The sequence below is a fragment of the Limnobacter litoralis genome, from assembly GCF_030160455.1.
Taxonomy (GTDB): domain Bacteria; phylum Pseudomonadota; class Gammaproteobacteria; order Burkholderiales; family Burkholderiaceae_B; genus Limnobacter; species Limnobacter litoralis.
In genome coordinates this window covers 21,081-40,612 of record NZ_BSOJ01000032.1, presented here as the reverse complement: position 1 = coordinate 40,612, position 19,532 = coordinate 21,081, and the positions used below count along the sequence as shown (strand labels likewise).

Sequence of the window (19,532 nt, the reverse complement as noted above, 5' to 3'; positions counted from 1 at the left end):
AAAATGCTTGGCCTATTTAGGCTGGAACTGCCAACTTCCAGATTTTACCGGTGGTGGTGCCAAACTGCCGCCTGAACGACCCGGTGTTGTACGGCAAACCATAGCGGGTGGCCAGTGCCTGAACGCGCGGCGCAATTTCCGGATACCGGTTGCTGGGCAAATCCGGAAACAGGTGGTGTTCGATCTGATGGCTCAAATTGCCCGACAAAATGTGAAACACCTTGCCGCCGCCAATGTTGGCACTGCCGAGCAATTGCCGAATGTACCAGTGCGCGCGGGTCTCCCCCGCCACCTCGGCCTGCGTGAAATGCTGCACACCTTCGGGAAAGTGCCCGCAAAAAATAATCATGTTTGACCACACATTGCGAATGCCATTGGCGATCAAATTGCCCACAACCACCGTCCAGAATGCTGACCAAGCCACCGACAGCACGGGCAAGCCCATGGCCACCGTAACAGGCACGGTGAACGCCACACCCAGCAATGGCCACAGCACATAGTCTTTCAGCAACTGGCGCTGGGCCTTCCACCAAATGCGCTTCAGCATGGGCCGCGCGTCCGACAACTTCTTTTTGCCCTCCAGCACTTTGTCCAGCTCAACGTCGTGTACGGCCACACCCCACTGAAAATAGAACATCAATATCAAGTTGATCAGCGGATTCAGCAAAAACTTGGGGTGCCACTTCTGTTCTTCAGACACGCGCAATACGCCGTAGCCGATGTCCGGGTCTTTGCCAAACACGTTGGTCCAGGTGTGGTGCACCACGTTGTGGCTGTGCTTCCACTGGTCGGAGGGGCACACGTTGTCCCATTCCCAAGTGTTGCTTTGAATGTTGGGGTCGCGCATCCAATCCCATTGGGCATGCATCACATTGTGACCAATTTCCATGTTCTCGATGATTTTGGCCACGCCCAGCAAACCTGCACCCAGCAGGACGGCCAAGCCAAACGCCAGCCAGCCGCCAATTGCCAAGTGCCCGTAAGGCGACACAATCAGGCTTAAAAACAGCACAATGCGGCCCAGCAGCGCCATGGAACGCTGCAGTCGGATGATGTTCAAAATGTAGCGGCGGTCGCGTTCCCCACGCGAGTCCATTACCTCATTGCGAATGGCGTCCATCTCACGCCCAAATTCTTCAATGTCGCCGGCAGTTAAATGTGTTGGCATTCCCATCGCTACACCCCTTATACGTCAATTACGGCGTCGCCCACGGCGGCACACACGCAAATTTGAATCACCTGCCCGGCTTCTTGCAGCAGCTCGTCGGTGCGCAAGTCGCGCACACAACCCGACACCAACTTCACATCGCAGCCGTGGCAAATGCCCATTCGACAGCCATGTTCGGGGTTCAGGCCATTGTCCTCAGCCACACGCAACAGGTTGGTTTGCCCGTCTGAATCCACCACGGCGTCGCTTTTTGCAAAGGTGACACGCCCGGCTTGCCCAGGCTGGGCAGACACCGCCAGTGGCGCCCTGAAACGCTCAGTGTGCAACTGCCTGCGCAGGCCCTGCGATTCCCAAAACGACTCCAGCGCATCCAGCAAGGATTGAGGACCGCAGGCGTACACATCGCGACTGCGCCAATCGGGGCAGAACTGCTCAAGCTGCGCCGGTGAAAAGTGTTGGCTACCCGCGCTGCCTGCTGCCGACTCCGCCTGACCAGGTTCTCGGGTGTAGATGCGTTGCAAGTGATAGCGATTGTAGCGGGCCTGAAGATCAGTCAAGGCCTGCCCGAAAATAACGTCATGCACATGGGGCGCATAGTGAATGTGGCGCACATCGGGCATTCGGTCTTCACGGTCCAGCGTGCGCAGCATGCTCATGATCGGTGTAATTCCACTGCCCGCAGTGATGAACAGGGGCTCCACCGGCTGCGCATCAGGCAAGTAAAAGTCCCCCTGCGCAATGCCCACAGGAATGTAGTCGCCCACCTTGAGTTTGCGCACAATGTGGTTCGATACAAAACCGCCTGGTATGGCTTTCACAGTGATGGAAAAACAGCCGTCGGGCGATTCAGCACCCGAACTGATGGAATAAGTACGCGTAAAGTGACGTCCGCCAATTGGAATACCAACCCGAACGTGCTGCCCAGGCTTGAATGTGCGCCAGTTTGCGCCGGGCCTTAAAGTCAGGGTGCGGGCTGTGGATGTCTCGTCCCACACCTTTTCAATGCGGGCCTGCATGCTGTGGTCAGCCCACAGCGGGTTGACCAGTTCGATGTAATGCGAGACCCGCAACGGGAACGCAAAGGCATCACTGACTTTTCGGATGAACCCCAACACCGACGAACGATCGGCCTCTGAATGTTGCAGCACATGCGTCTCCTGCGGGAATTAGAGTAATTACTCTACACGAAGTCCTGCACGGTAACTAGCAAATGATCACACCACATAACACGAAAGATGACTGCTCATCGATTTCGAAATGTCCGTGAGGTCATTCACGAGTGTGTCCAGTCTGCGAGTTGAATGGTTGTTGCCTTCAGTCATCTTGGCTATTTCATCCAGACCCGCCAGCATGTTCGAAGTGGTGCGTGAATTGGACAAATTCTGACCCACGATGTCCCAAGTCAAAAAAGCCACCAGCAAAACGAACAATGCGCCCAACATCAGAAACTTGCTGCGAATGGAATGTCTCATTGAAACAGATGCGGCGGACATGGCGCGAACCTCAGTGAAGTTTGAAATTACACAAAAGCTTAGCCAACGACAGGTCAAGCCAATTGGGTGAGTAGGTCCACTAAACTCGGTTAAATTTAAGTGCAAAAAGCTAATTAACAATTTACATTTTGAACCCACCCCTCGGCACATTACCAGCCGTTGGCAAAACCGGGCCATGTGGTAAATTGAAGGCCGTTGTAACCATCATCGCGGTTCGAGGCATCATGACCACCCTGGCCCTTCTCCTTGTTGCACTGCTGTTTGGCGGGTCTGTATTGTATTCATTCGGCTTTGCGGCAGCATTGTTTTCCACCCTGCCGGCCGACCAGGCGGGTAGCACTTTGCGACGCGTGTTTCCGCACTTTTATTTGTTTGTCATCGTGACTGCGGCGCTTGGTGCAGCCTTGTTGTGGGTTGCCAACCCCGTGTCGGCCATGCTGCTCGCAACCATTGCAGTCAGCACGGTGCCCGCACGGCAAGTGCTGATGCCCGCCATCAACGCGGCAACCGACGCCGGCAACAAGTCGCGCTTTAAAAAACTGCATGGCTTGTCGGTGCTTGTCACGCTGGTTCACATCGCGCTGGCAGCCTGGGTTTTGGCGCGCTTTGTTTAATGTGCGGCCGTTACGTCATTGAAGGCCCGGTTTCACGCCTGACGGCCCATTTCGACGCGCGCTACACTGAACAGGAAGACCTGTTTACCAACCGTTACAACATTGCCCCCACCGCCCAGGTGCCCGTGGTGCGCATCAATCGCGAAGGTGAACGCGTCATTCTCAACCACCTGTGGGGGCTGGTACCCCACTGGGCGAAAGACAAAACCGTCAGCGCCAAGCTCAACAACGCACGCGGCGAAACGGTGCATGAAAAGCCGTCGTTTCGCACCGGGTTCAAAAAGTTTCGATGCCTGATACCCGCCAGTGGTTACTACGAATGGCAGGCCCCACCTGAAGGCAGCAAGGCCCGCAAACAGCCCTTCTACATTCACCCGTCCGATGCACCTTACTTCGCCATGGCAGGCGTGTGCGACCACTGGACAGACCCCGACACCGGTGAATTGGTGCTTAGCACCGCCATCATCACGACGCCCCCTTGCAAAGCACTACAAACCGTGCACGACCGCATGCCTGTAATGTTGCAACCTGACGATTGGGAAGCATGGCTGAATCCCAAGAACCAGAACGTGGCCGATTTGTTGAAATTCATCGCCAGCAGCAGCGCTGTGCAATTCCACACCGTGGGCTTTGAGGTCAGTGGGGTGGGCAAAAACCGGGTGGACCACCCTGGGCTGATTGAGCCCAAGGCGCCACCAGAAAATTGAAGCCTTACAACGTTTGCCCGTTTTCAGCTTTGATCACCTGACCTGTTAAAGAAGGAGCCGTCAATAAAAAACAAATCGCCTCGGCAATGTCCTCAGGTGTGGAAATCCGCTCAAGCGGCAAGGTGCCTGAAATCTGCCTCATTTTGTCTTCATGCCCCACCCACCAACGCGTGTCCACCGCGCCAGGTGCAATGCAATTCACGCGTATTGATGGGGCCAATGCGCGCGCCAGTGAACGGGTCAAACCGTGCACCGCCGCTTTAGAAACCGCATACGGCAATGAAGATCCAAAACCCGTTTCACCTGCAATGCTGCCCACATTCACGATGGCACTGCCCGCCTGTTTGCGCAGGTGTGGTGCAGCCGCGTGGCTGCAGTTAAAGCTTCCCTTCAAGTTGACTGACAGAAGCACATCCCAGATCTCGTCGGTCACCAAATCCAGATCATTGAATGGCAATTGCCGAGTAATCGCCGCATTGTTCACCAAGTAGTTCAACTGCCCCCATTGCAAAATCACCTGTTCAAATGCGGCATTCACCTGCGCTTTGTCTGACACATCAGCACGTATGGCCATGGCCTGCCGCCCCAGCTGCACCACGTCATGCATCGTTTGATCCGCTTGTTCCGCACTGCGCGAATAGATCAATGCCACATCGCAACCCGTCTGAGCCAGCCGGATGCAGGTGGCCCGGCCAATCCCAGTGCCACCGCCAGTTACCACTGCCACTTTTCGCTCTGCATTCACGAAGTTTCTCCTTGATTTGTCGATACGACTTGCAGTGTAGGCGTGCACCAAAGCACTGAAAACCGCAGAAAATGAACACACACTGTGCAAAAAGAACCGATACCAGGCGAAGCAGAAATTGACACTGACCCGCAAGTGAGCGCAATGTGCCAGTATTCCCTTGAAAGATTACTTATAAATAATTTATTGACAATTTATGTAAGATTACAATAATAATATTTTTAAGACATTTTTAGTAATTAAATTAGAACAATCAAACCATTGAGTTCAACTGCAATGAATCACCCTGACAATGACACACCGCAATCAGCAACCCGTCAAAGGTTGAGCGCTTTGCTGTCAAAAGCTGAGCTGCAAGCGGTGACCGAACGGTCCAACCTGGCGGGTTTGTGGGCAGTTGCATCCATTTGGGCAACCATCGTGGCCGTATTCGCATTTTCAGCCTGGGCAATGCAACTTCCGCCTTTGTGGCGTACGCTGTGCTGGCTGCTCGCCATTGTTGTGTTGGGTGGCCGGCAACTGGCCCTGGCCATTGCCACCCACGAAGGCGCACACCGAACCCTGTTTGCGACCCGTCAATTAAATGACCATTTGACAGACTGGCTGTGTGGCCGGCCCATCGGCCTCGACCTCTTCAAATACCGGCAGCACCATTTCACACACCACACCCACACCGGCACCAACGACGACATCGACCTGTCGCTGATTCAAGGTTTACCAACCACACGCCGGTCCATGGTCAGAAAATTGACCCGCGACGCATTCGGGGTCACTGGCTTGAAATTTTTAGTTGGCCGTTTTTTGATGGACGCCGAATACCTGAAGTGGACCGTGGCCAGCCACTACGAATGGTTGCCACGCCACAACATTGGGCACCACCTGCTGCGTTTTATCCAAAACGCCTACCCCACTCTGTTGACCAACATTGCATTGTTTGCCGCCTTGTACACGGCAGGCCACGGCGAATTGTATTGGGTGTGGGTACTGGCTTACCTCAGCCCCTACCCTTTGTTCATTCGCATTCGGGCCATGGCAGAACACGCCGCAACCGAACGCACCACCGACATGCTGAAAAACACGCGCACCACGCGTGCAGGCTTTCTGGCCCGTGCGCTGGTGGCACCGCTGAACGTGAACTATCACATCGAACACCACGCCATGGCGTCAGTGCCCTGGCAGAAGCTGCCAGCCCTGCATCGCATTCTGCGTCACAAAGGCTTGGTCGACAGCCCACCCAGTTATCTGGATGTGCTGAAACTCGTGTCCTCTGCACCAGCCAAAAACGCAGACCAACCTGAAGGAGCCTAAGCCATGCCCCTAACCTTCCAACCCGTGTCCACCCATCAAAAAGGCGCTGCCTTTCCAGTGCGTCGCATGGACTTCGACTTCCATGACATCAACCCCGTGTTCATCAAATCCAACCCTGTTTCGTCGGCTTTGTGGACTGCGTTTCAGGCCTACTTTCCGGAAGGCGAGCAATTCTTCGTTGACTCGGTACGCACCTTCAAAAGCCAGATCACCGACGAACAATTGAAACGCGATGTCAGTGCCTTCATTGGTCAAGAGGCCATGCACGGCAAAGAACACCGCACCGCCAACGAGGCGCTTGCAGCCCGGGGCATACACGTAGAAGGGCTGGACAAAGCCGCCCTGTGGGTCAGGAAGCGTGCCAACCGATACCTGCCCAAACGCCTGCGGCTGGCCATGACAGCCGCCGCCGAGCATTACACCGGTGTGATTGCCCATCAAATTGCGCACCACCCCGATTTCCTGAACAGCGTGACCGACCCGAAGATCAGGCAGCTCATTCTTTGGCACGCCATGGAAGAAACGGAGCATCGCGCCGTGGCCTTCGACTTGTACCAGCACGCTGCACGCGGCTACTTGACACGCGCACTGGGCATGGCTGTCGTTTCAGCCGGCATAGGCCCAGTGGTGTTGCTGGGCATGATCAATTGCCTGAGACAGCAAAAAGAACTGGGTAATACGCAGGCCTGGAAAGAATTCGCGAAGGATTACTTCAGCCCTGGCGGCTTTTTCAGCGCCGCCATTCCTGAATTGGTCAAGTACTTCAAACCCGGATTTCATCCGAATGACCAGGGCCCCGAAATGACCCTGGCCGTTTTTCGTAGGGAACTGGGTTTACAGGCTTAAGCGGTACTTTGATCAAAGCTTCACGATCAACTTGCCCCGATTTCCGCCTGTAAAAAACAGGTTCAGGCCATCAATGGAGGACTCCAAACCTTCAAGCACATGCGTGCGAAATTTGATTTTGCCACCCAGAACATAAGGCGTCAGCTTCTGGGTCAGCGCCCCGATGTCCTTGAAGTGATCCGGCATCGCAAAGCCGCGAATCGTGATCCGCTTCTTGATCAACGGCACCCAATTGGGACCGGGAGATGGCGTTTTGGCGGTGTAGTCGGCAATCATTCCGCACACCACAATTCGGCCATGGGCATTCATCCGATCAAACACATGCTGCTGGATGGCGCCGCCCGTGTTTTCAAAATAAATATCGACCCCATTGGGTGCAAGCGCTTTGAGGCGAGCAGGAATGTCGTCCGTTTTGTAATTGATGGCGCCATCAAACCCCAATTCCTCAGTCAACCAATTGCATTTTTCCGGATCACCAGCCACACCGATCACCCGAAGCCCTTCGGCCTTCGCAAGTTGCCCAACAATCGATCCCACTGAGCCAGCGGCACCACTAACCACCAGCGTTTCACCGGCCTTCGGATCTCCAAAACCGAACAAGCCCTGAGTGGCGGTCAAGCCTGGCAGCGCGAACACGGCCAAAACAGTTTCAGCGTCCAATCCGGGAGGAAGTTTGCTGATGCCCTTGCCATCGCTCAGCAAATATTCAGTCCAACCCAGCATGCCCCGCACGGTGTCTCCCACGGCAAAATCCGGATGATTGCTCTTGACCACCTCACCGACGCCAGAAGAACGCATGACCTCCCCGAGTTGAACAGGAGGAATGTAACTTTCTTGATCAGGGCTCATCCAGCCGATCATGGCAGGGTCGAGCGACATGTGTGTTTGCTTGATCAGCACCTGCCCCTGTGCGGGTTCCGGAATCTCTTTGTGCTCAATCTTGAAAAGATCAGGTGTAATCGGCCCGGGCTTGGGGCGTGCAATCAAACTAATAGTCGTGTAAGTGCTCATACTTGTTCTCCTGTTGAAGCGGCTTGGTTCAAGCCAACTCTTTCAGCACATCCTCACAAAACGCCACATACAGGCGCTCGTATTCAATGCCCACTTCCAGAATGCGCCGTTGCAAGGCCACAGTTCTGGTTTCCTTTTTGCCCTCAAAATCTTTCTTGCGTATGGCTTTGTACAGCGCCAATTGCTTGCGATGGCTTTCAAGGCGCTCCTCGATGCCCTTGGTCAACCCCTTGGGGCCTACCACAGCGGCGGCGCGCACACGCACCATCATTTCATCGCGCAGGTTTTTGTGTTCCGAAGGCAAGGCGATCCAGCGCTTCAATTCAACTTTGCCCTCGGGCAGTACCTCGTAGGTGCGCTTGCGACCGCGCGCGCCCTCATTGGCTGTGGACTGCACCCAGCCGGCTTTTTCAAGCCGAACCAATTCACGGTAAATCTGCTGATGGGAAGCCTGCCAGAAATAGCCAATTGATTTGCTGAAGCGCTGGGCCAGCTCTAGGCCACTGCTGGGCTTTTCCAGCAATGAGGTCAACAAGGCATGGGGCAAAGACACGGTGCGTTACAAACCATCAAAAATAGAGCCCCTATCTTATGTGCAGGTGGCTGTTTATGCAACCAGTTGCACAAAACCAAAACCTGCGCTATAAATTGCAACCAGTTGCACAACAAGTCCGTCACTTTGCGGCACACATGGAGCAGACAACATGACCACCCCCGCAGCATCCAGCCTTCCCTACCCCCACCTGCTTGCCCCGCTAGACCTGGGCTTTGTTACCCTGAAAAACCGGGTACTGATGGGGTCTATGCACCTGGGCCTGGAAGAAGCGCCCAACGGCTTTCATCGCATGGCGGCCTTCTACGCCGAGCGCGCGCGGGGCGGTGTGGGCTTGATCGTGACGGGCGGCATCGCCCCCAACGACGATGGCGTGGTGTTCGCCGGCGGGGCCAAACTGACCAATGCCCATGAAGTGGCCGAGCACCGCATCATTACTGACGCTGTGCACGCCGAGGGTGGCCGCATTGCCATGCAGATTTTGCACACCGGCCGCTACAGCTATCAGCCCAACCAGGTGTCGGCCAGCGCCGTCAAAGCGCCCATCAACCCGTTCACCCCCAAACCACTGAGCCACGAAGACATTCTTCGCACCATCGGGGACTTTGCCAACTGCGTAAGCCTGGCCCAGCAGGCCGGCTACGACGGCGTGGAAGTGATGGGCTCGGAAGGCTATCTGTTAAACCAGTTCACCGCCGCGCGCACCAACCACCGCAACGACGAATGGGGCGGCAGCTTTGAAAAACGCATCCGCTTGCCGGTCGAGGTGGTTCGCGCCATTCGCGCCAAGGTTGGCCCCAATTTCATCATCATTTATCGCCTCTCCATGCTTGACCTGGTTGAGGGCGGCTCCACGCTTGATGAAGTGGTAAGGCTGGGCCAAGCCATTGAGGCAGCAGGTGCCACCATCATCAACACCGGCATTGGCTGGCACGAGGCGCGCATTCCCACCATCGCCACCAAAGTACCCCGCGCGGCCTTTGCCTGGGTCACCAAAAACCTGAAAGGCAAGGTGAATATTCCACTGGTCACCACCAACCGCATCAACACGCCAGAGGTGGCCGAACAAGTGCTGTCTGAGGGCTGCGCCGACATGGTGTCCATGGCCCGCCCGTTTCTGGCCGACGCCGAATTCGTCAAAAAAGCGGCTGAAAACCGAAGTGCCGACATCAACACCTGCATTGGTTGCAATCAGGCCTGTCTGGACCAAACCTTCCAGCTCAAAATCACATCGTGCCTGGTCAACCCACGCGCCTGCCATGAAACGGAAATCGTCATCAAGCCTGCGGCAACGCGCAAACGCATCGCTGTGGTCGGTGCTGGCCCCGCTGGCATGAGCCTGGCCGTTACCGCAGCAGAACGTGGCCACGAAGTTCACCTGTTTGACGAACACGGTCAGGTGGGCGGACAGTTCAACATCGCCAAAACCATTCCCGGCAAAGAGGAATTCCACGAAACGATTCGCTACTTCGAGCGTCAGCTTGAACACAAAAAAGTACACGTGCATTTGAACACCCGCGCCACCCCCGCCATGCTCAAAGAAGGCGGCTACGATGAAGTGGTGCTGGCCACCGGCGTGGTGCCCCGCAAGCTCGACATTCCTGGTGCCGACCATCCCAAAGTGCTGGGCTATCTGGACGTGCTGCGCGAACACAAACCCGTGGGCAAAACCGTGGCTGTGGTGGGCGCAGGCGGCATCGGCTTCGACACCTCGGAATACCTCACACACGAAGGCGTGTCCGCCAGTGTCGACCTCGACAAATTCAACCGCGAATGGGGCATCGACCCCACCTACAAAAACGTGGGTGGCTTAACCGCCGAGCATGTGGAAGAACCCCCACGCCAGATCTACCTGCTGCAACGCAAAACCAGCAAAGTGGGCAGCGGCCTTGGCAAAACCACCGGCTGGATACACCGCGAAGGGCTGATTAAAAAGAAGGTGCAAATGGTGCCCGGAGTGCAATACAAACGCGTAGACGATGAGGGCCTGCACGTTGAAATCGATGGCGAGCTGCAAACCTTGAAAGTGGACAATGTGGTGGTGTGCGCCGGGCAAGAGCCCCGCCGCGACCTGCAGGCCGACCTGGAAGCCATGGGTCTGAAGGTCACGCTGATTGGTGGCGCAGACGTGGCCGCCGAGCTGGACGCCCGCCGAGCCATCAACCAGGGCGTGCGGCTGGGCGCTGAAATTTAATACCTGCGGCCAGCGGTGCTTTGCACTTTGCTGGCCATCTCCTGTGCTTTGCCCTTCTGGGCCTCGGTCAAAGTCAGTGCAAGCCGCTTCACTGCTTTGTTCGCCTGTTCATTGCCACCCCGGTCACCCAACAGGTAAAACGCGTAGGCCTTGGTGAGGTCTTTTTTCACACCTGAACCACGCTCAAGGCACTGCGCATACCGGGCTTGAGCCTCGGTGTTGCCCTGCAAAGCAGACTGTTCATACAGCTGTGCCGCCGCCGCGGCATTGCGCTTGACCCCCCGCCCAAATTCCAACAAATACCCCAGGCGAACCTGCGCGCGGTCCTCACCCTGGTCTGCCGCCATGGCAAACCACTGTGCAGCCTGCGCCAAGTCTTTTTTCACGACATCGCCCTGCAAATACGCCATACCCATCTGGTACTGCGCATTCGCGTCACCCCCTTCTGCTGCCCGCTCAAAGCCTGCCAAGGGTGGCGTTGACTGTCCGCCCTTCAGAGCATCGGGTGTGATGATGGGTTGAACCTTGGTGACCCCACCGGGCGGCACAGACTGCGCCCAGACCGGTGAAGCCAAAACACAGAGCAAGGCTAAAAGGCATTTGTTCATGGTCAATCAGCGATAGGCAATAATTTCGACTTTGAATCAAAGTGAAGGGGAATACAAGCACAGCTTTGCGCTGCCCCCCCCAAACAAATTAATGTCGATATCGTTTGCAATTGTTGGCAAAGCAGAGGATAGTGTCCTCAGCGATCTTCAAGACCAGCTTTTGCTGCTGGGTTTTTTACCCGCCATGCGCGGTATCTTTCCTTTCATCCGTTTGTCTTTTTCTTGACTGTCGCCCCACCGGGGCATAACTCCCCATTTGTGTTTAATTTCAGGAGTGTCAAAAATGACAACAGGTACAGTAAAGTGGTTTAACGATTCAAAAGGTTTCGGCTTCATTTCTCCATCCGATGGCAGCAAAGATCTTTTCGCCCATTTCTCAGCCATTCAAAGCTCTGAATTCAAAAGCCTGTCCGAAGGACAGCAAGTGACATTCGACGTCACTCAGGGCGCCAAAGGCCCACAGGCATCCAACATTCGCAACGCGTAAAAGGCCAACACATGGCCAAAGAAGAATTGTTGGAAATGAACGGAATGGTGGATGAAATTCTGCCAGATTCACGTTTCAAGGTTACCCTTGAAAACGGTCACAAACTGATTGCATACAGCGCAGGCAAAATGCGCAAGAATCACATCCGCATCATTGCGGGTGACCGTGTGTCGCTCGAGCTGTCGCCGTATGACCTCAGCAAAGGCCGAATCACCTTCCGTCACCTCGATACGCCACGCAACAGCGGCCCAAACAATCGGGCTCGGCGTTACTGATTGATTCAGACAAATGGGCAGGGTTTGATGATTTGATAATCAAACCCTGACTTTTGTATTCAAATCTAAAGTGAAGAGTCAATTTCCTCTGCTTTGGTAAAACATTCCAGCTCAATTTTCTCCAAAAGAAACGCGGAATCGCGGGCCACGCCTGAAAAGCGTCCAGATCCCCATGTGTACATCCAAGGCAGGCCGAGAAAATACAAGCCGGACTCACAGCTAACACCCCGCGAATGAATCGGATACCCCCTGCCATCAAAAACAGGCAATTCGATCCAGTCAAATGAACTTTCAAAGCCGACCGACCAAACGATAGAGCAGACCTGCTCAGCCACGAGGTCGAGCGTAGAGCAGCCTGGATTGGGCTTCCAAAGCGGCAAGTAGCGATTTTCCAGTGGTGCATCCAGACGACGATCGGCAATGTATTGGTCAATCGTATTTTTGATGTTCTCGCTGCTTCGATCCGCATTGTCCAAATTGGCCGCCAGATCATCGGCAAAAAGCATTACTCCCTCGTTGCAGTCTTTCAAACGGCCATGCAGAGACATCCCTTCGAGAGCTCGTAATCGCAGATCGATGTCACGGCCGCCATCGCGACCAGTGACGTAATGGTTGGCCTTGGCACGTACCCCTTCTTTCAAAGGATGTTCGTCCACGGGCATGTCGTAATAACCCATGTCAGCCAGCCAATCCACAACGTCCCGACCCCGGTAACGACGCGCCACTCGCGGAGCGCTACCCACGCACAAATGCACCTTACGACCCGCCAAATGCAGGTCTTCGGCAATTTGACATCCACTCTGACCCGACCCGATCACCAACACTTTGCCATCGGGAAGTTGTTCAGGGCTTCGATATTCAGAAGAATGAATTTGTCGAATGTGCGCAGGCAACTTTTTCGCCAGACTCGGAATTCTAGGCTTGTGATATCCACCTATCGCCACAACAACCTGATTGGCAGAAATTGTGCCCGCTGTGCTTTCCAGTACAAACAGCCCGTCATCGCTTTTACGCAAGCGGGTGACTGACACCCCTTCAAAGACGGGCGCCCTGAATGACCTCGCATAGGACTCAATGTAGGCAACAATCTCATCTTTCTTCATGAAGCCATGGGGCTCGATGCCAGCGTAAGGAAATCCAGGCAAGTTACATTGCCAGTTCGGCGTCACCAGGCAAAACGTATCCCACCGTTGTTCCCGCCAACTGAAGCCAATCCTGGCTTTTTCCAGCACCACGTGGTCAATTTTCCGTTGCGTCAATTGATAGCTCATTGACAGACCTGCCTGCCCTCCACCAATTACCACCACCTTGTAATGCGCCTTTAACTTTGTTCCCTGAGCATTCATATTCAACCCCTCACTTGATTCTTAATATCTGCACCTTGGCCGCTGGCACAGCCTGATACCTATCGCTCTGAATGCGAATAAGATCCCATTGATCAGCCGCCATAGAGCAGGCAAATCCGTACTTCTCACGCACACGTTCACTGGCATGACCGAGTCCTTTTTCTGCACACTCCAGAAAGTCGGCCAGCGTGTACTCCTTGCCCACAACCAAATAATCCCGAATGATCGTTGAAGGAGAGTGGCATTTCATGACGGAACCATCAGGCCACTGAAGATCGAACTGCGTCATTGGCATTTGCGCACCCCCTGCATTTCGCCGGCAGAATTCAAAGCACTGCAACCCAACAAAGCCGTCGTTGAAAAATCCCACAGCAACTCGCGCTCGATTGAATTGGCAAGCCACACTTGGGAACCGGCGGTTACCTGGCCGACTACCAAGCATTGCAACTCTCTGGCGCCAAATAGATGTTTCATCTCCTCCACCCGTGAAGGAGACACACTGAAGACAAACCCATAACTGGGAAAGGTCTGCATCCAGCGTTCCAGTCCAATGTGCTTGGGACGCGGAAACGCTTCTGGATCAATTTCAGCCCCGCATCCAGAACATTCCAAAAGCATCAAAAGAGTTCCCAAAGGCCCCGCCATACTGATGTCCTTACAAGCGCTCGCCAAACCTGATTCTGCAATCAGCGGCAACAATTCAAGATCGCCTCGCAAGCGATCCGCAGGCGCGTCCGTGCTGGCATTCCAATTGTTTCCGAGGTTGCCGCGATACTCGCCACGCGTATCAATCACACACATCAAAGCGTCTCCGGGTTGCGCCTCAAAGCTGCTTAAGATTGATTTGGCCGAGCCCAAGATGGACACTGCAAGTTGATTTCTGTCAGTGCGGGCATTGGTGTGACCACCAACAATCGGCACTCGGTATCGGGCAGAGGCACATGCCATGCCTTGTAAAATAAGCGCCAATTGATCGGGCTTTGAGCACCACAGAGCATCCACCACAGCCGTGGCCCTTCCACCCATGGCCGCAATGTCGCTGACATTCACCATGACGCCGCAATAGCCTGCAAACCAGGGGTCCTCCTGAACAAATTCATTCATGAACCCCTCAATGGCGAACAAGAGATAACCCTCGCCCGAGGGAATCACAGCGCAATCATCACCGACTAAAACGGAGGTCTCGCAAGATTGCGTCTGTGCAATGGCTCGCATACCCAATTCGATGTCCCGCTTGTGGGCAATCCCTTTGCTTTGTCGCACCATCTCGACGATAGAGGCCAGCTCGTTCATGCTTTATTCCTGGACTTTTCAGGTGGCAATGCCTTGCTGAACAAATGAAAGCAGCCATGGTTTGGATCAGGCGCAGGGCTGTAAAGGTTCAGGTTGGCCTGCATGAACACATGATCCAAACCTTCAACAAGTACATGGCCGAGTACACACCAGCCAAGCCTCTCGAAGAACGCCTGATTTTGCAATTGGACATTGGCATAAAAAGACTCACATCCCAGCGTCAGCGCAGTACCAACCGCCATCTTGATCAAGTCTTTCCCGATACCGCTAGAGTGCCGATACATGGCGTCAACAGCCAATCTGGAACCCTGCCACTTTCCCCTGGCTGTCTGATTGATTCTGACGGTACCCACCACTGAATCAGGGATACCCAGCATGGAAGTGGTGGCGATCAGGGTGTAAGCGTCATGGTCCAGATGGTCAAAATCACTGATCCGGAACACTTGCTGCTCCTCCACAAACACACGCTTGCGAAGGGACTGAGCCTGCCTGAGCTCCCACTCACCGTCAGCAAGCTTGATTCTGCATTCACCGTGTTGAAACGGATCGGCTGGTACGGCGTCAAACATCATGAATCATGCCTCCCCGTGAACTCATTGCTCAAAAGATTTAAGCGTGGAACATGCACCGCATTTGGCACACCCCGCCTTCGTATCCGCTGACAACAGACCTTCATCCTTCAGCATTTGCCCGATAGGCTGTAACACGCGTTGCATAAACTCGGCATCGGGGACCGGATGACTTTCCAGAGGCGTGCCACTGATCGGTACAAAGGGAACCACAAAGGGATACACACCCCTATCAATCAACACGCGGCTCATTTCGACTATTTCTGATTCGGTGTCGCCCAAACCTGCAATGATGTAGGTGCTTACTTCCCCTCGGCCAAACACTGCTACAGCGGCATCGAACGCCGCCAGATATTCGTTGACAGTCACATTGGATTTGCCCGGCATCAACCACTTTCTCAATGGCTCGGACAAAACCTCCAAATGCATACCCAAACTGTCCGCGCCTGCTTGTTTCAATTTGACAAACCATTCAAAGGTGTCAGGTGGTTCAATCTGAACCTGAATGGGGATGTCCACTGCTGCTTTTACAGCAGCCACGCTCTCGACCATCAACGCAGCACCGCGATCAGGCGTTGGTGGCGTACCTGTGGTCATTACCATCTGCTTCACGCCATCCAATTCAACAGCAGCCCTGGCCACTTCAGCCAACTGCTCCGGGGTTTTGCGCTCGATGGTTCGGCCGGCGGCAAGTGACTGCCCGATCGAGCAAAATTTGCAGGTTTTTACACGGCTTTCATAGCGAATACAGGTTTGCAACACGGTGGTTGCCAACACGTCTTTACTATGCAGTGTTGCAATCTTGTCGTAGGCAATGCCATCCGCAGTTTTCAAGGAATAAAACCGTGGCTTTTGCGGAAATTCGATGACAGCAATCGGAATTCCATTTTTCAACAAGCGGCTTTTTCCGTTTTCATCCGGCTTGGCAGCGAGGTAAGGAGACTGCCAGGCCGAGTGAGTGTGAACTGGAATCATCACGGTCTCACCATCGATGGTTACGGCCTTGTGATCGGACGGCCCTGCACCGCCTCGCCTGCTTTGACTGCCCGCCAGCGGGTCTTCCAGGCGAAGCCCATGGGTTTGAAGTTCAGTACTGAGCATGGCAATCTCCTTTCACTGATTTCATGGGGCTGGTTGACTCCTCATGAACAAGCAGACTTAACAATTCGGGCCGGGCGTAATGCCCAACCGAGTCCATCATTCGCTTGCGTTTGGTTACCAAAGACATGTCCAGATCGGCGATCACCATGCCCTCACCTTCTCGCAAGGGCTCAGCCAGCAACTTGCCTTCCGGACTGACAATTGCTGTAAAGCAGCCGCCACGGAGCCCCTTTTGCAGGTCTGCATCCTGCGAAATACTATTGATCTGATCTTCAGTCAGCCATGCAGTGCTGTTGATCACAAAGCAACCCGCTTCGAGCGCGTGGTGTCGAATGGTGACCTCCATCTGGTCGGCAAAAATCTGCCCCACCAATGACCCTGGAAACTGCGCACAGTGAATTTCCTCGTGCTGCGCCATCAAACAATAGCGAGCCAGGGGGTTGTAATGTTCCCAGCAAGCGAGGGCGCCCACTCGGCCGATAGGTGTTTGCACCACTTTCAAACCAGAGCCATCGCCCTGCCCCCAAATCATTCGCTCGTGGTAGGTCGGCGTGATTTTTCGACGCTTCAGAAGTAACTGGCCCTCGCCGTCGAAAATCATTTGAGTGTTATACAAAGTGCCGTGATCACGTTCATTCACCCCCAGCACCACCGTCATATTGTGCTGGGCTGCAAGTGCAGCAACCATTTCCGTTTCCGCTCCCGGAATGGAAACTGAATACTCGTAGAGGCGCAGGTGATCCTTTCCCTGCTTTACTGGCGGTTCAACAAATGAAAAATAGGGGTAATACGGCACGAAAGTCTCCGGAAAGACAATGATTTGCACCCCCTTGGAAGCAGCCTCTGCCATGGTCTGACACACCTTTTCGATGGTTTTTTCCGGCTCCACCAGATTGGGCGCAATCTGCACGGCAGCTGCCCTAACCATTTTTGCCTGATTCATTGTCTAATCTCCAAGCGGCTTGAACCGGTCGCCCAAGGGCGACCAATTCCTAGTCTGCTTACAAAGTCCAGGTGTCGATAATCACTGCACCATCTCGCTTGTGGAGCAGAACCACGTCCAGAACATCCAATGGATTGATTGGGGTAATGCCTTCGATCAATGAGGGCTCTCCATGGCCGTAAAGGGCTTGCAGCGCAAAGCGGCAGGCATACACCTTCCCGCCCTCGCCCATGAATTTTTTAAGCTGGTTGTTGAAGTTTAAATGACCTGGAAACGCCTCACTACCCAGCGTGGGGAAGCCACGTTGCACACCCAAGGTGACTCCAGGGCCATACAACAAAATGGACGTATCGAAACCTTTACGCTGTAAGCGGGTGGCCTGCAACATATTGACAAACCCAATTGATCCCTCGAACGCAACCGTGTGAAAAGTCACCAGAGCCTTTTGTCCCGGCTCAGCCTTCACATCCTCAAAAACCTTCTCTTCGTAATCCACAAAATAATCGCCATCAACATGGGCGGGATGATTTACCTTAGGCATTGTCTGATCTCCTGATTCAACTAGAAATTGGCATCCTGACGTGATTTGCACTGTGTCGGAGCACAGGCAACAAGGTGCAATGGGCGTACCCATTCAGCGGAATCTCATCCAATCAAGATCCAATCAAGACGAATTCATGCCGCTTTGCAGCAAACGGCAGATCAAACTTGTCAGCGCCATTCCATTGATGACCGCAGAATTTTGCGCACCCGAAGTGGGCATTTGCTCAGGCGCGTTAGTTGCTTGCACCCATATGGAATGTAAAAGCACAGGTAACGCGCATGAAAAAGCATCCTGAAATACTGGAAGAATTGCAAAATGCCTTGGCGGATCGAAGCCAGCCTGCCTATTTGCTGATTGCCGAATTCATTGAAGAAAAAATTCGCGAAGGGATGCTCAAGCGAGATGATCAACTACCCACTCTACGAGACATGGCAGCCGCCCTGCACCTTGACTACACGACCGTCGCTCGCGCATATCACGAGCTGCAACATCGCGGCCTGATTGCTTCCAAATCGGGTGTAGGCAGTTACATCAAGGTAGAAAACACGGCCGACGCAGTTCCAAGTTCAGACCTTATTGAGATGACCATGAATGTGGCTCCCGAACCTCAGGAGCCTGAAATTCTCGGACGCATGCGCCATGGCATTCGCCATGTCACAGAACAAGGCAATTTCCACAGACTAACCCGCTATCAGGAATTGGGTGGAAATGAGGATGCTCGGGCTGCTGCCGCAACCTGGCTGGAAGGACTTTACCCGGCTCAGACTGGTCAAACTGTGTTGATTACCCCTGGCATTCAAGCCACCCTGAATAGCCTGATGCTGGCCTTGGTTGGTGTTGGCGGCACACTGTGCGCAGAGGGCACAACCTACCCGGGCGTTAAAACCATGGCTAGACACTTTGGTATCAAGACAATCGGACTGCGCTCAGACAATGAAGGCATTCTGCCAGACGATTTAGAGGCGCAATGCCGCATCCACACCGTCAAAGCCCTGTATTTAAACCCGACCATTCAAAACCCAACCACACGAACCATTTCCGAAAACAGGCGCTTTGAGATCGCTGCAGTTGCAAGGCAATTCGGACTGAAAATCATTGAAGACGACCCTTACAACAAGTTGATGAAAAGCCCGCCCCCAACATTTGCCAACATTGTGCCAGAGCTGACCTACTACGTCAGTGGACTCTCGAAAACAGTCGGAGCAGGGCTCCGTATCGGCTTTCTCGTTTGCCCCAATGCAAATGAAACCAACAGATTGGCTTCCACTTTGCGGGCCAGCGAAATCATGGCAAGCCCCTTGTGCATTGCAGTGGCCACACAATGGATTCTGGATGGCACTGCTCAACTGTGTCTGCAAAGTATTCAAACCATGAGCCAAAAAAGACAGCTTCTTGCAAAACGCACTCTGGGTGACTTCAACATCGAAACAAATCCGGAGGGGTTCCACCTGTGGCTCAACCTACCCTCTTATTGGACACATTCGGCATTTTGTTCACGCCTTTTAAGCCGTGGCATCACCACTGCCAGCGCAGAAATGTTCTGCCTGCAAGGGACCACGCCCAATTCAGTCAGGCTTTGCTTGGGTGGCAACCTGAATGAAGACCGTGTTGAACATGCACTGCAGATTATTGCTGAAACGGTAAGCCACATGCCCAGAAAATCTGAACAAGCGTAAGGGACAGGCTTGGGGTTGCAAGGCTTGCTTAAACCGGGTTGCGGGCAGAGC

22 protein-coding genes are annotated in these 19,532 nt (G+C 54.1%); 8 read left to right on the top strand and 14 right to left on the bottom strand.

Going from position 1 to position 19,532, the window contains the following annotated elements; all coding sequences use genetic code 11:
- Positions 1-16 precede the first annotated feature (16 nt).
- The 3 genes from QQJ87_RS13165 to QQJ87_RS13155 form a co-directional block, all read right to left on the bottom strand.
- Complete coding sequence (locus QQJ87_RS13165; RefSeq protein WP_284282298.1) at positions 17-1,174, bottom strand: fatty acid desaturase family protein; 1,158 nt, start codon at positions 1,172-1,174, stop codon at positions 17-19.
- An 11-nt stretch (positions 1,175-1,185) separates the two neighbouring features.
- On the bottom strand, positions 1,186-2,316 hold the full coding sequence (locus tag QQJ87_RS13160) for a ferredoxin reductase (RefSeq protein WP_284282297.1): 1,131 nt from the start codon (positions 2,314-2,316) through the stop codon (positions 1,186-1,188).
- Positions 2,317-2,382: 66 nt separating this feature from the next.
- Positions 2,383-2,640: a hypothetical protein gene (locus QQJ87_RS13155; RefSeq protein WP_284282296.1), complete on the bottom strand. Its 258-nt coding sequence runs from the start codon at positions 2,638-2,640 to the stop codon at positions 2,383-2,385.
- 206 nt (positions 2,641-2,846) lie between these two features.
- Between QQJ87_RS13155 and QQJ87_RS13150 the strand changes: the two genes are divergently transcribed.
- Both QQJ87_RS13150 and QQJ87_RS13145 read left to right on the top strand, forming a co-directional pair.
- Complete coding sequence (locus QQJ87_RS13150; protein ID WP_284282294.1) at positions 2,847-3,275, top strand: DUF4149 domain-containing protein; 429 nt, start codon at positions 2,847-2,849, stop codon at positions 3,273-3,275.
- Positions 3,275-3,982, top strand: a complete 708-nt coding sequence (locus QQJ87_RS13145; protein ID WP_284282293.1) for an SOS response-associated peptidase — start codon at positions 3,275-3,277, stop codon at positions 3,980-3,982. The genes QQJ87_RS13150 and QQJ87_RS13145 overlap by 1 nt, the downstream gene beginning before the upstream one ends.
- 4 nt (positions 3,983-3,986) lie before the next feature.
- Here QQJ87_RS13145 and QQJ87_RS13140 read toward each other — a convergent pair whose 3' ends face one another.
- Positions 3,987-4,727 carry an SDR family NAD(P)-dependent oxidoreductase gene (locus QQJ87_RS13140; protein WP_284282291.1) on the bottom strand — a complete coding sequence of 247 codons (741 nt, stop codon included), beginning with the start codon at positions 4,725-4,727 and terminating at the stop codon, positions 3,987-3,989.
- A 276-nt stretch (positions 4,728-5,003) separates the two neighbouring features.
- Here QQJ87_RS13140 and QQJ87_RS13135 point away from each other — a divergent pair, with 276 nt between their 5' ends.
- Both QQJ87_RS13135 and QQJ87_RS13130 read left to right on the top strand, forming a co-directional pair.
- Entirely contained in the window at positions 5,004-6,035 is a 1,032-nt protein-coding gene (locus QQJ87_RS13135) for a fatty acid desaturase family protein (RefSeq protein WP_284282290.1), read from the top strand.
- Positions 6,036-6,038: 3 nt separating this feature from the next.
- Complete coding sequence (locus QQJ87_RS13130) at positions 6,039-6,881, top strand: metal-dependent hydrolase (protein ID WP_284282289.1); 843 nt, start codon at positions 6,039-6,041, stop codon at positions 6,879-6,881.
- 12 nt (positions 6,882-6,893) lie between these two features.
- Here the strand turns inward: QQJ87_RS13130 and QQJ87_RS13125 are convergent, their stop codons facing one another.
- Positions 6,894-7,892, bottom strand: coding sequence for an NADP-dependent oxidoreductase (locus QQJ87_RS13125; RefSeq protein WP_284282288.1), 999 nt, complete (start codon positions 7,890-7,892; stop codon positions 6,894-6,896).
- A gap of 28 nt (positions 7,893-7,920) precedes the next feature.
- A complete protein-coding gene (locus QQJ87_RS13120) occupies positions 7,921-8,445 on the bottom strand; it encodes a PadR family transcriptional regulator (RefSeq protein WP_284282287.1) in 525 nt (174 codons plus the stop codon).
- 151 nt (positions 8,446-8,596) lie between these two features.
- On the opposite strand from QQJ87_RS13120, the gene QQJ87_RS13115 reads away from it, so the two are divergent.
- Entirely contained in the window at positions 8,597-10,639 is a 2,043-nt protein-coding gene (locus QQJ87_RS13115; RefSeq protein WP_284282286.1) for an NADPH-dependent 2,4-dienoyl-CoA reductase, read from the top strand.
- On the opposite strand, the gene QQJ87_RS13110 is transcribed toward QQJ87_RS13115, so the two are convergent.
- Positions 10,636-11,247 (bottom strand): tetratricopeptide repeat protein, encoded by a 612-nt coding sequence (locus tag QQJ87_RS13110; RefSeq protein WP_284282285.1) that lies wholly within the window; start codon positions 11,245-11,247, stop codon positions 10,636-10,638. The genes QQJ87_RS13115 and QQJ87_RS13110 overlap by 4 nt on opposite strands.
- Positions 11,248-11,530: 283 nt before the next feature.
- Here QQJ87_RS13110 and cspE point away from each other — a divergent pair, with 283 nt between their 5' ends.
- Both cspE and infA read left to right on the top strand, forming a co-directional pair.
- Positions 11,531-11,734, top strand: a complete 204-nt coding sequence (cspE, locus tag QQJ87_RS13105) for a transcription antiterminator/RNA stability regulator CspE (RefSeq protein ID WP_284282284.1) — start codon at positions 11,531-11,533, stop codon at positions 11,732-11,734.
- Between the two features lie 11 nt (positions 11,735-11,745).
- Positions 11,746-12,009, top strand: a complete 264-nt coding sequence (gene infA / locus QQJ87_RS13100) for a translation initiation factor IF-1 (protein ID WP_284282283.1) — start codon at positions 11,746-11,748, stop codon at positions 12,007-12,009.
- A 65-nt stretch (positions 12,010-12,074) separates the two neighbouring features.
- Here infA and QQJ87_RS13095 read toward each other — a convergent pair whose 3' ends face one another.
- Genes QQJ87_RS13095 through QQJ87_RS13065 form a run of 7 tightly spaced genes read right to left on the bottom strand, consistent with a single transcriptional unit; the run spans position 12,075 to position 17,802 of the window.
- Positions 12,075-13,355 carry an MSMEG_0569 family flavin-dependent oxidoreductase gene (locus QQJ87_RS13095; protein ID WP_284282282.1) on the bottom strand — a complete coding sequence of 427 codons (1,281 nt, stop codon included), beginning with the start codon at positions 13,353-13,355 and terminating at the stop codon, positions 12,075-12,077.
- Positions 13,356-13,365: 10 nt separating this feature from the next.
- On the bottom strand, positions 13,366-13,650 hold the full coding sequence (locus QQJ87_RS13090; protein WP_284282280.1) for an MSMEG_0570 family nitrogen starvation response protein: 285 nt from the start codon (positions 13,648-13,650) through the stop codon (positions 13,366-13,368).
- Entirely contained in the window at positions 13,641-14,648 is a 1,008-nt protein-coding gene (locus QQJ87_RS13085; RefSeq protein WP_284282279.1) for a sll0787 family AIR synthase-like protein, read from the bottom strand. Before QQJ87_RS13085 ends, QQJ87_RS13090 begins: the two co-directional genes overlap by 10 nt.
- The gene (locus QQJ87_RS13080) at positions 14,645-15,220 is read right to left on the bottom strand and encodes an MSMEG_0567/Sll0786 family nitrogen starvation N-acetyltransferase (RefSeq protein WP_284282277.1); all 576 of its coding nucleotides are present in this window, start codon (positions 15,218-15,220) and stop codon (positions 14,645-14,647) included. The genes QQJ87_RS13085 and QQJ87_RS13080 overlap by 4 nt, the downstream gene beginning before the upstream one ends.
- A 21-nt stretch (positions 15,221-15,241) precedes the next feature.
- Entirely contained in the window at positions 15,242-16,318 is a 1,077-nt protein-coding gene (locus tag QQJ87_RS13075) for an MSMEG_0568 family radical SAM protein (protein WP_284282275.1), read from the bottom strand.
- Positions 16,305-17,261: a Nit6803 family nitrilase gene (locus tag QQJ87_RS13070; RefSeq protein ID WP_284282274.1), complete on the bottom strand. Its 957-nt coding sequence runs from the start codon at positions 17,259-17,261 to the stop codon at positions 16,305-16,307. The genes QQJ87_RS13075 and QQJ87_RS13070 overlap by 14 nt, the downstream gene beginning before the upstream one ends.
- A gap of 58 nt (positions 17,262-17,319) precedes the next feature.
- A complete protein-coding gene (locus tag QQJ87_RS13065) occupies positions 17,320-17,802 on the bottom strand; it encodes an MSMEG_0572/Sll0783 family nitrogen starvation response protein (RefSeq protein ID WP_284282273.1) in 483 nt (160 codons plus the stop codon).
- Between the two features lie 281 nt (positions 17,803-18,083).
- Between QQJ87_RS13065 and QQJ87_RS13060 the strand changes: the two genes are divergently transcribed.
- Complete coding sequence (locus tag QQJ87_RS13060; protein ID WP_284282272.1) at positions 18,084-19,481, top strand: aminotransferase-like domain-containing protein; 1,398 nt, start codon at positions 18,084-18,086, stop codon at positions 19,479-19,481.
- Positions 19,482-19,532: the final 51 nt, after the last annotated feature.

Excerpts from the sequence above, each read along its gene's own strand:
- QQJ87_RS13165 (WP_284282298.1), bottom strand. The coding sequence starts at position 1,174 with ATGGGAATGCCAACACATTTAACTGCCGGCGACATTGAAGAATTTGGG.
- QQJ87_RS13155 (WP_284282296.1), bottom strand. The coding sequence starts at position 2,640 with ATGAGACATTCCATTCGCAGCAAGTTTCTGATGTTGGGCGCATTGTTC.
- QQJ87_RS13145 (WP_284282293.1), top strand. The coding sequence starts at position 3,275 with ATGTGCGGCCGTTACGTCATTGAAGGCCCGGTTTCACGCCTGACGGCC.
- QQJ87_RS13135 (WP_284282290.1), top strand. The coding sequence starts at position 5,004 with ATGAATCACCCTGACAATGACACACCGCAATCAGCAACCCGTCAAAGG.
- QQJ87_RS13130 (WP_284282289.1), top strand. The coding sequence starts at position 6,039 with ATGCCCCTAACCTTCCAACCCGTGTCCACCCATCAAAAAGGCGCTGCC.
- QQJ87_RS13125 (WP_284282288.1), bottom strand. The coding sequence starts at position 7,892 with ATGAGCACTTACACGACTATTAGTTTGATTGCACGCCCCAAGCCCGGG.
- QQJ87_RS13115 (WP_284282286.1), top strand. The coding sequence starts at position 8,597 with ATGACCACCCCCGCAGCATCCAGCCTTCCCTACCCCCACCTGCTTGCC.
- QQJ87_RS13110 (WP_284282285.1), bottom strand. The coding sequence starts at position 11,247 with ATGAACAAATGCCTTTTAGCCTTGCTCTGTGTTTTGGCTTCACCGGTC.
- cspE (WP_284282284.1), top strand. The coding sequence starts at position 11,531 with ATGACAACAGGTACAGTAAAGTGGTTTAACGATTCAAAAGGTTTCGGC.
- infA (WP_284282283.1), top strand. The coding sequence starts at position 11,746 with ATGGCCAAAGAAGAATTGTTGGAAATGAACGGAATGGTGGATGAAATT.
- QQJ87_RS13095 (WP_284282282.1), bottom strand. The coding sequence starts at position 13,355 with ATGAATGCTCAGGGAACAAAGTTAAAGGCGCATTACAAGGTGGTGGTA.
- QQJ87_RS13090 (WP_284282280.1), bottom strand. The coding sequence starts at position 13,650 with ATGCCAATGACGCAGTTCGATCTTCAGTGGCCTGATGGTTCCGTCATG.
- QQJ87_RS13085 (WP_284282279.1), bottom strand. The coding sequence starts at position 14,648 with ATGAACGAGCTGGCCTCTATCGTCGAGATGGTGCGACAAAGCAAAGGG.
- QQJ87_RS13080 (WP_284282277.1), bottom strand. The coding sequence starts at position 15,220 with ATGATGTTTGACGCCGTACCAGCCGATCCGTTTCAACACGGTGAATGC.
- QQJ87_RS13075 (WP_284282275.1), bottom strand. The coding sequence starts at position 16,318 with ATGCTCAGTACTGAACTTCAAACCCATGGGCTTCGCCTGGAAGACCCG.
- QQJ87_RS13070 (WP_284282274.1), bottom strand. The coding sequence starts at position 17,261 with ATGAATCAGGCAAAAATGGTTAGGGCAGCTGCCGTGCAGATTGCGCCC.
- QQJ87_RS13065 (WP_284282273.1), bottom strand. The coding sequence starts at position 17,802 with ATGCCTAAGGTAAATCATCCCGCCCATGTTGATGGCGATTATTTTGTG.
- QQJ87_RS13060 (WP_284282272.1), top strand. The coding sequence starts at position 18,084 with ATGAAAAAGCATCCTGAAATACTGGAAGAATTGCAAAATGCCTTGGCG.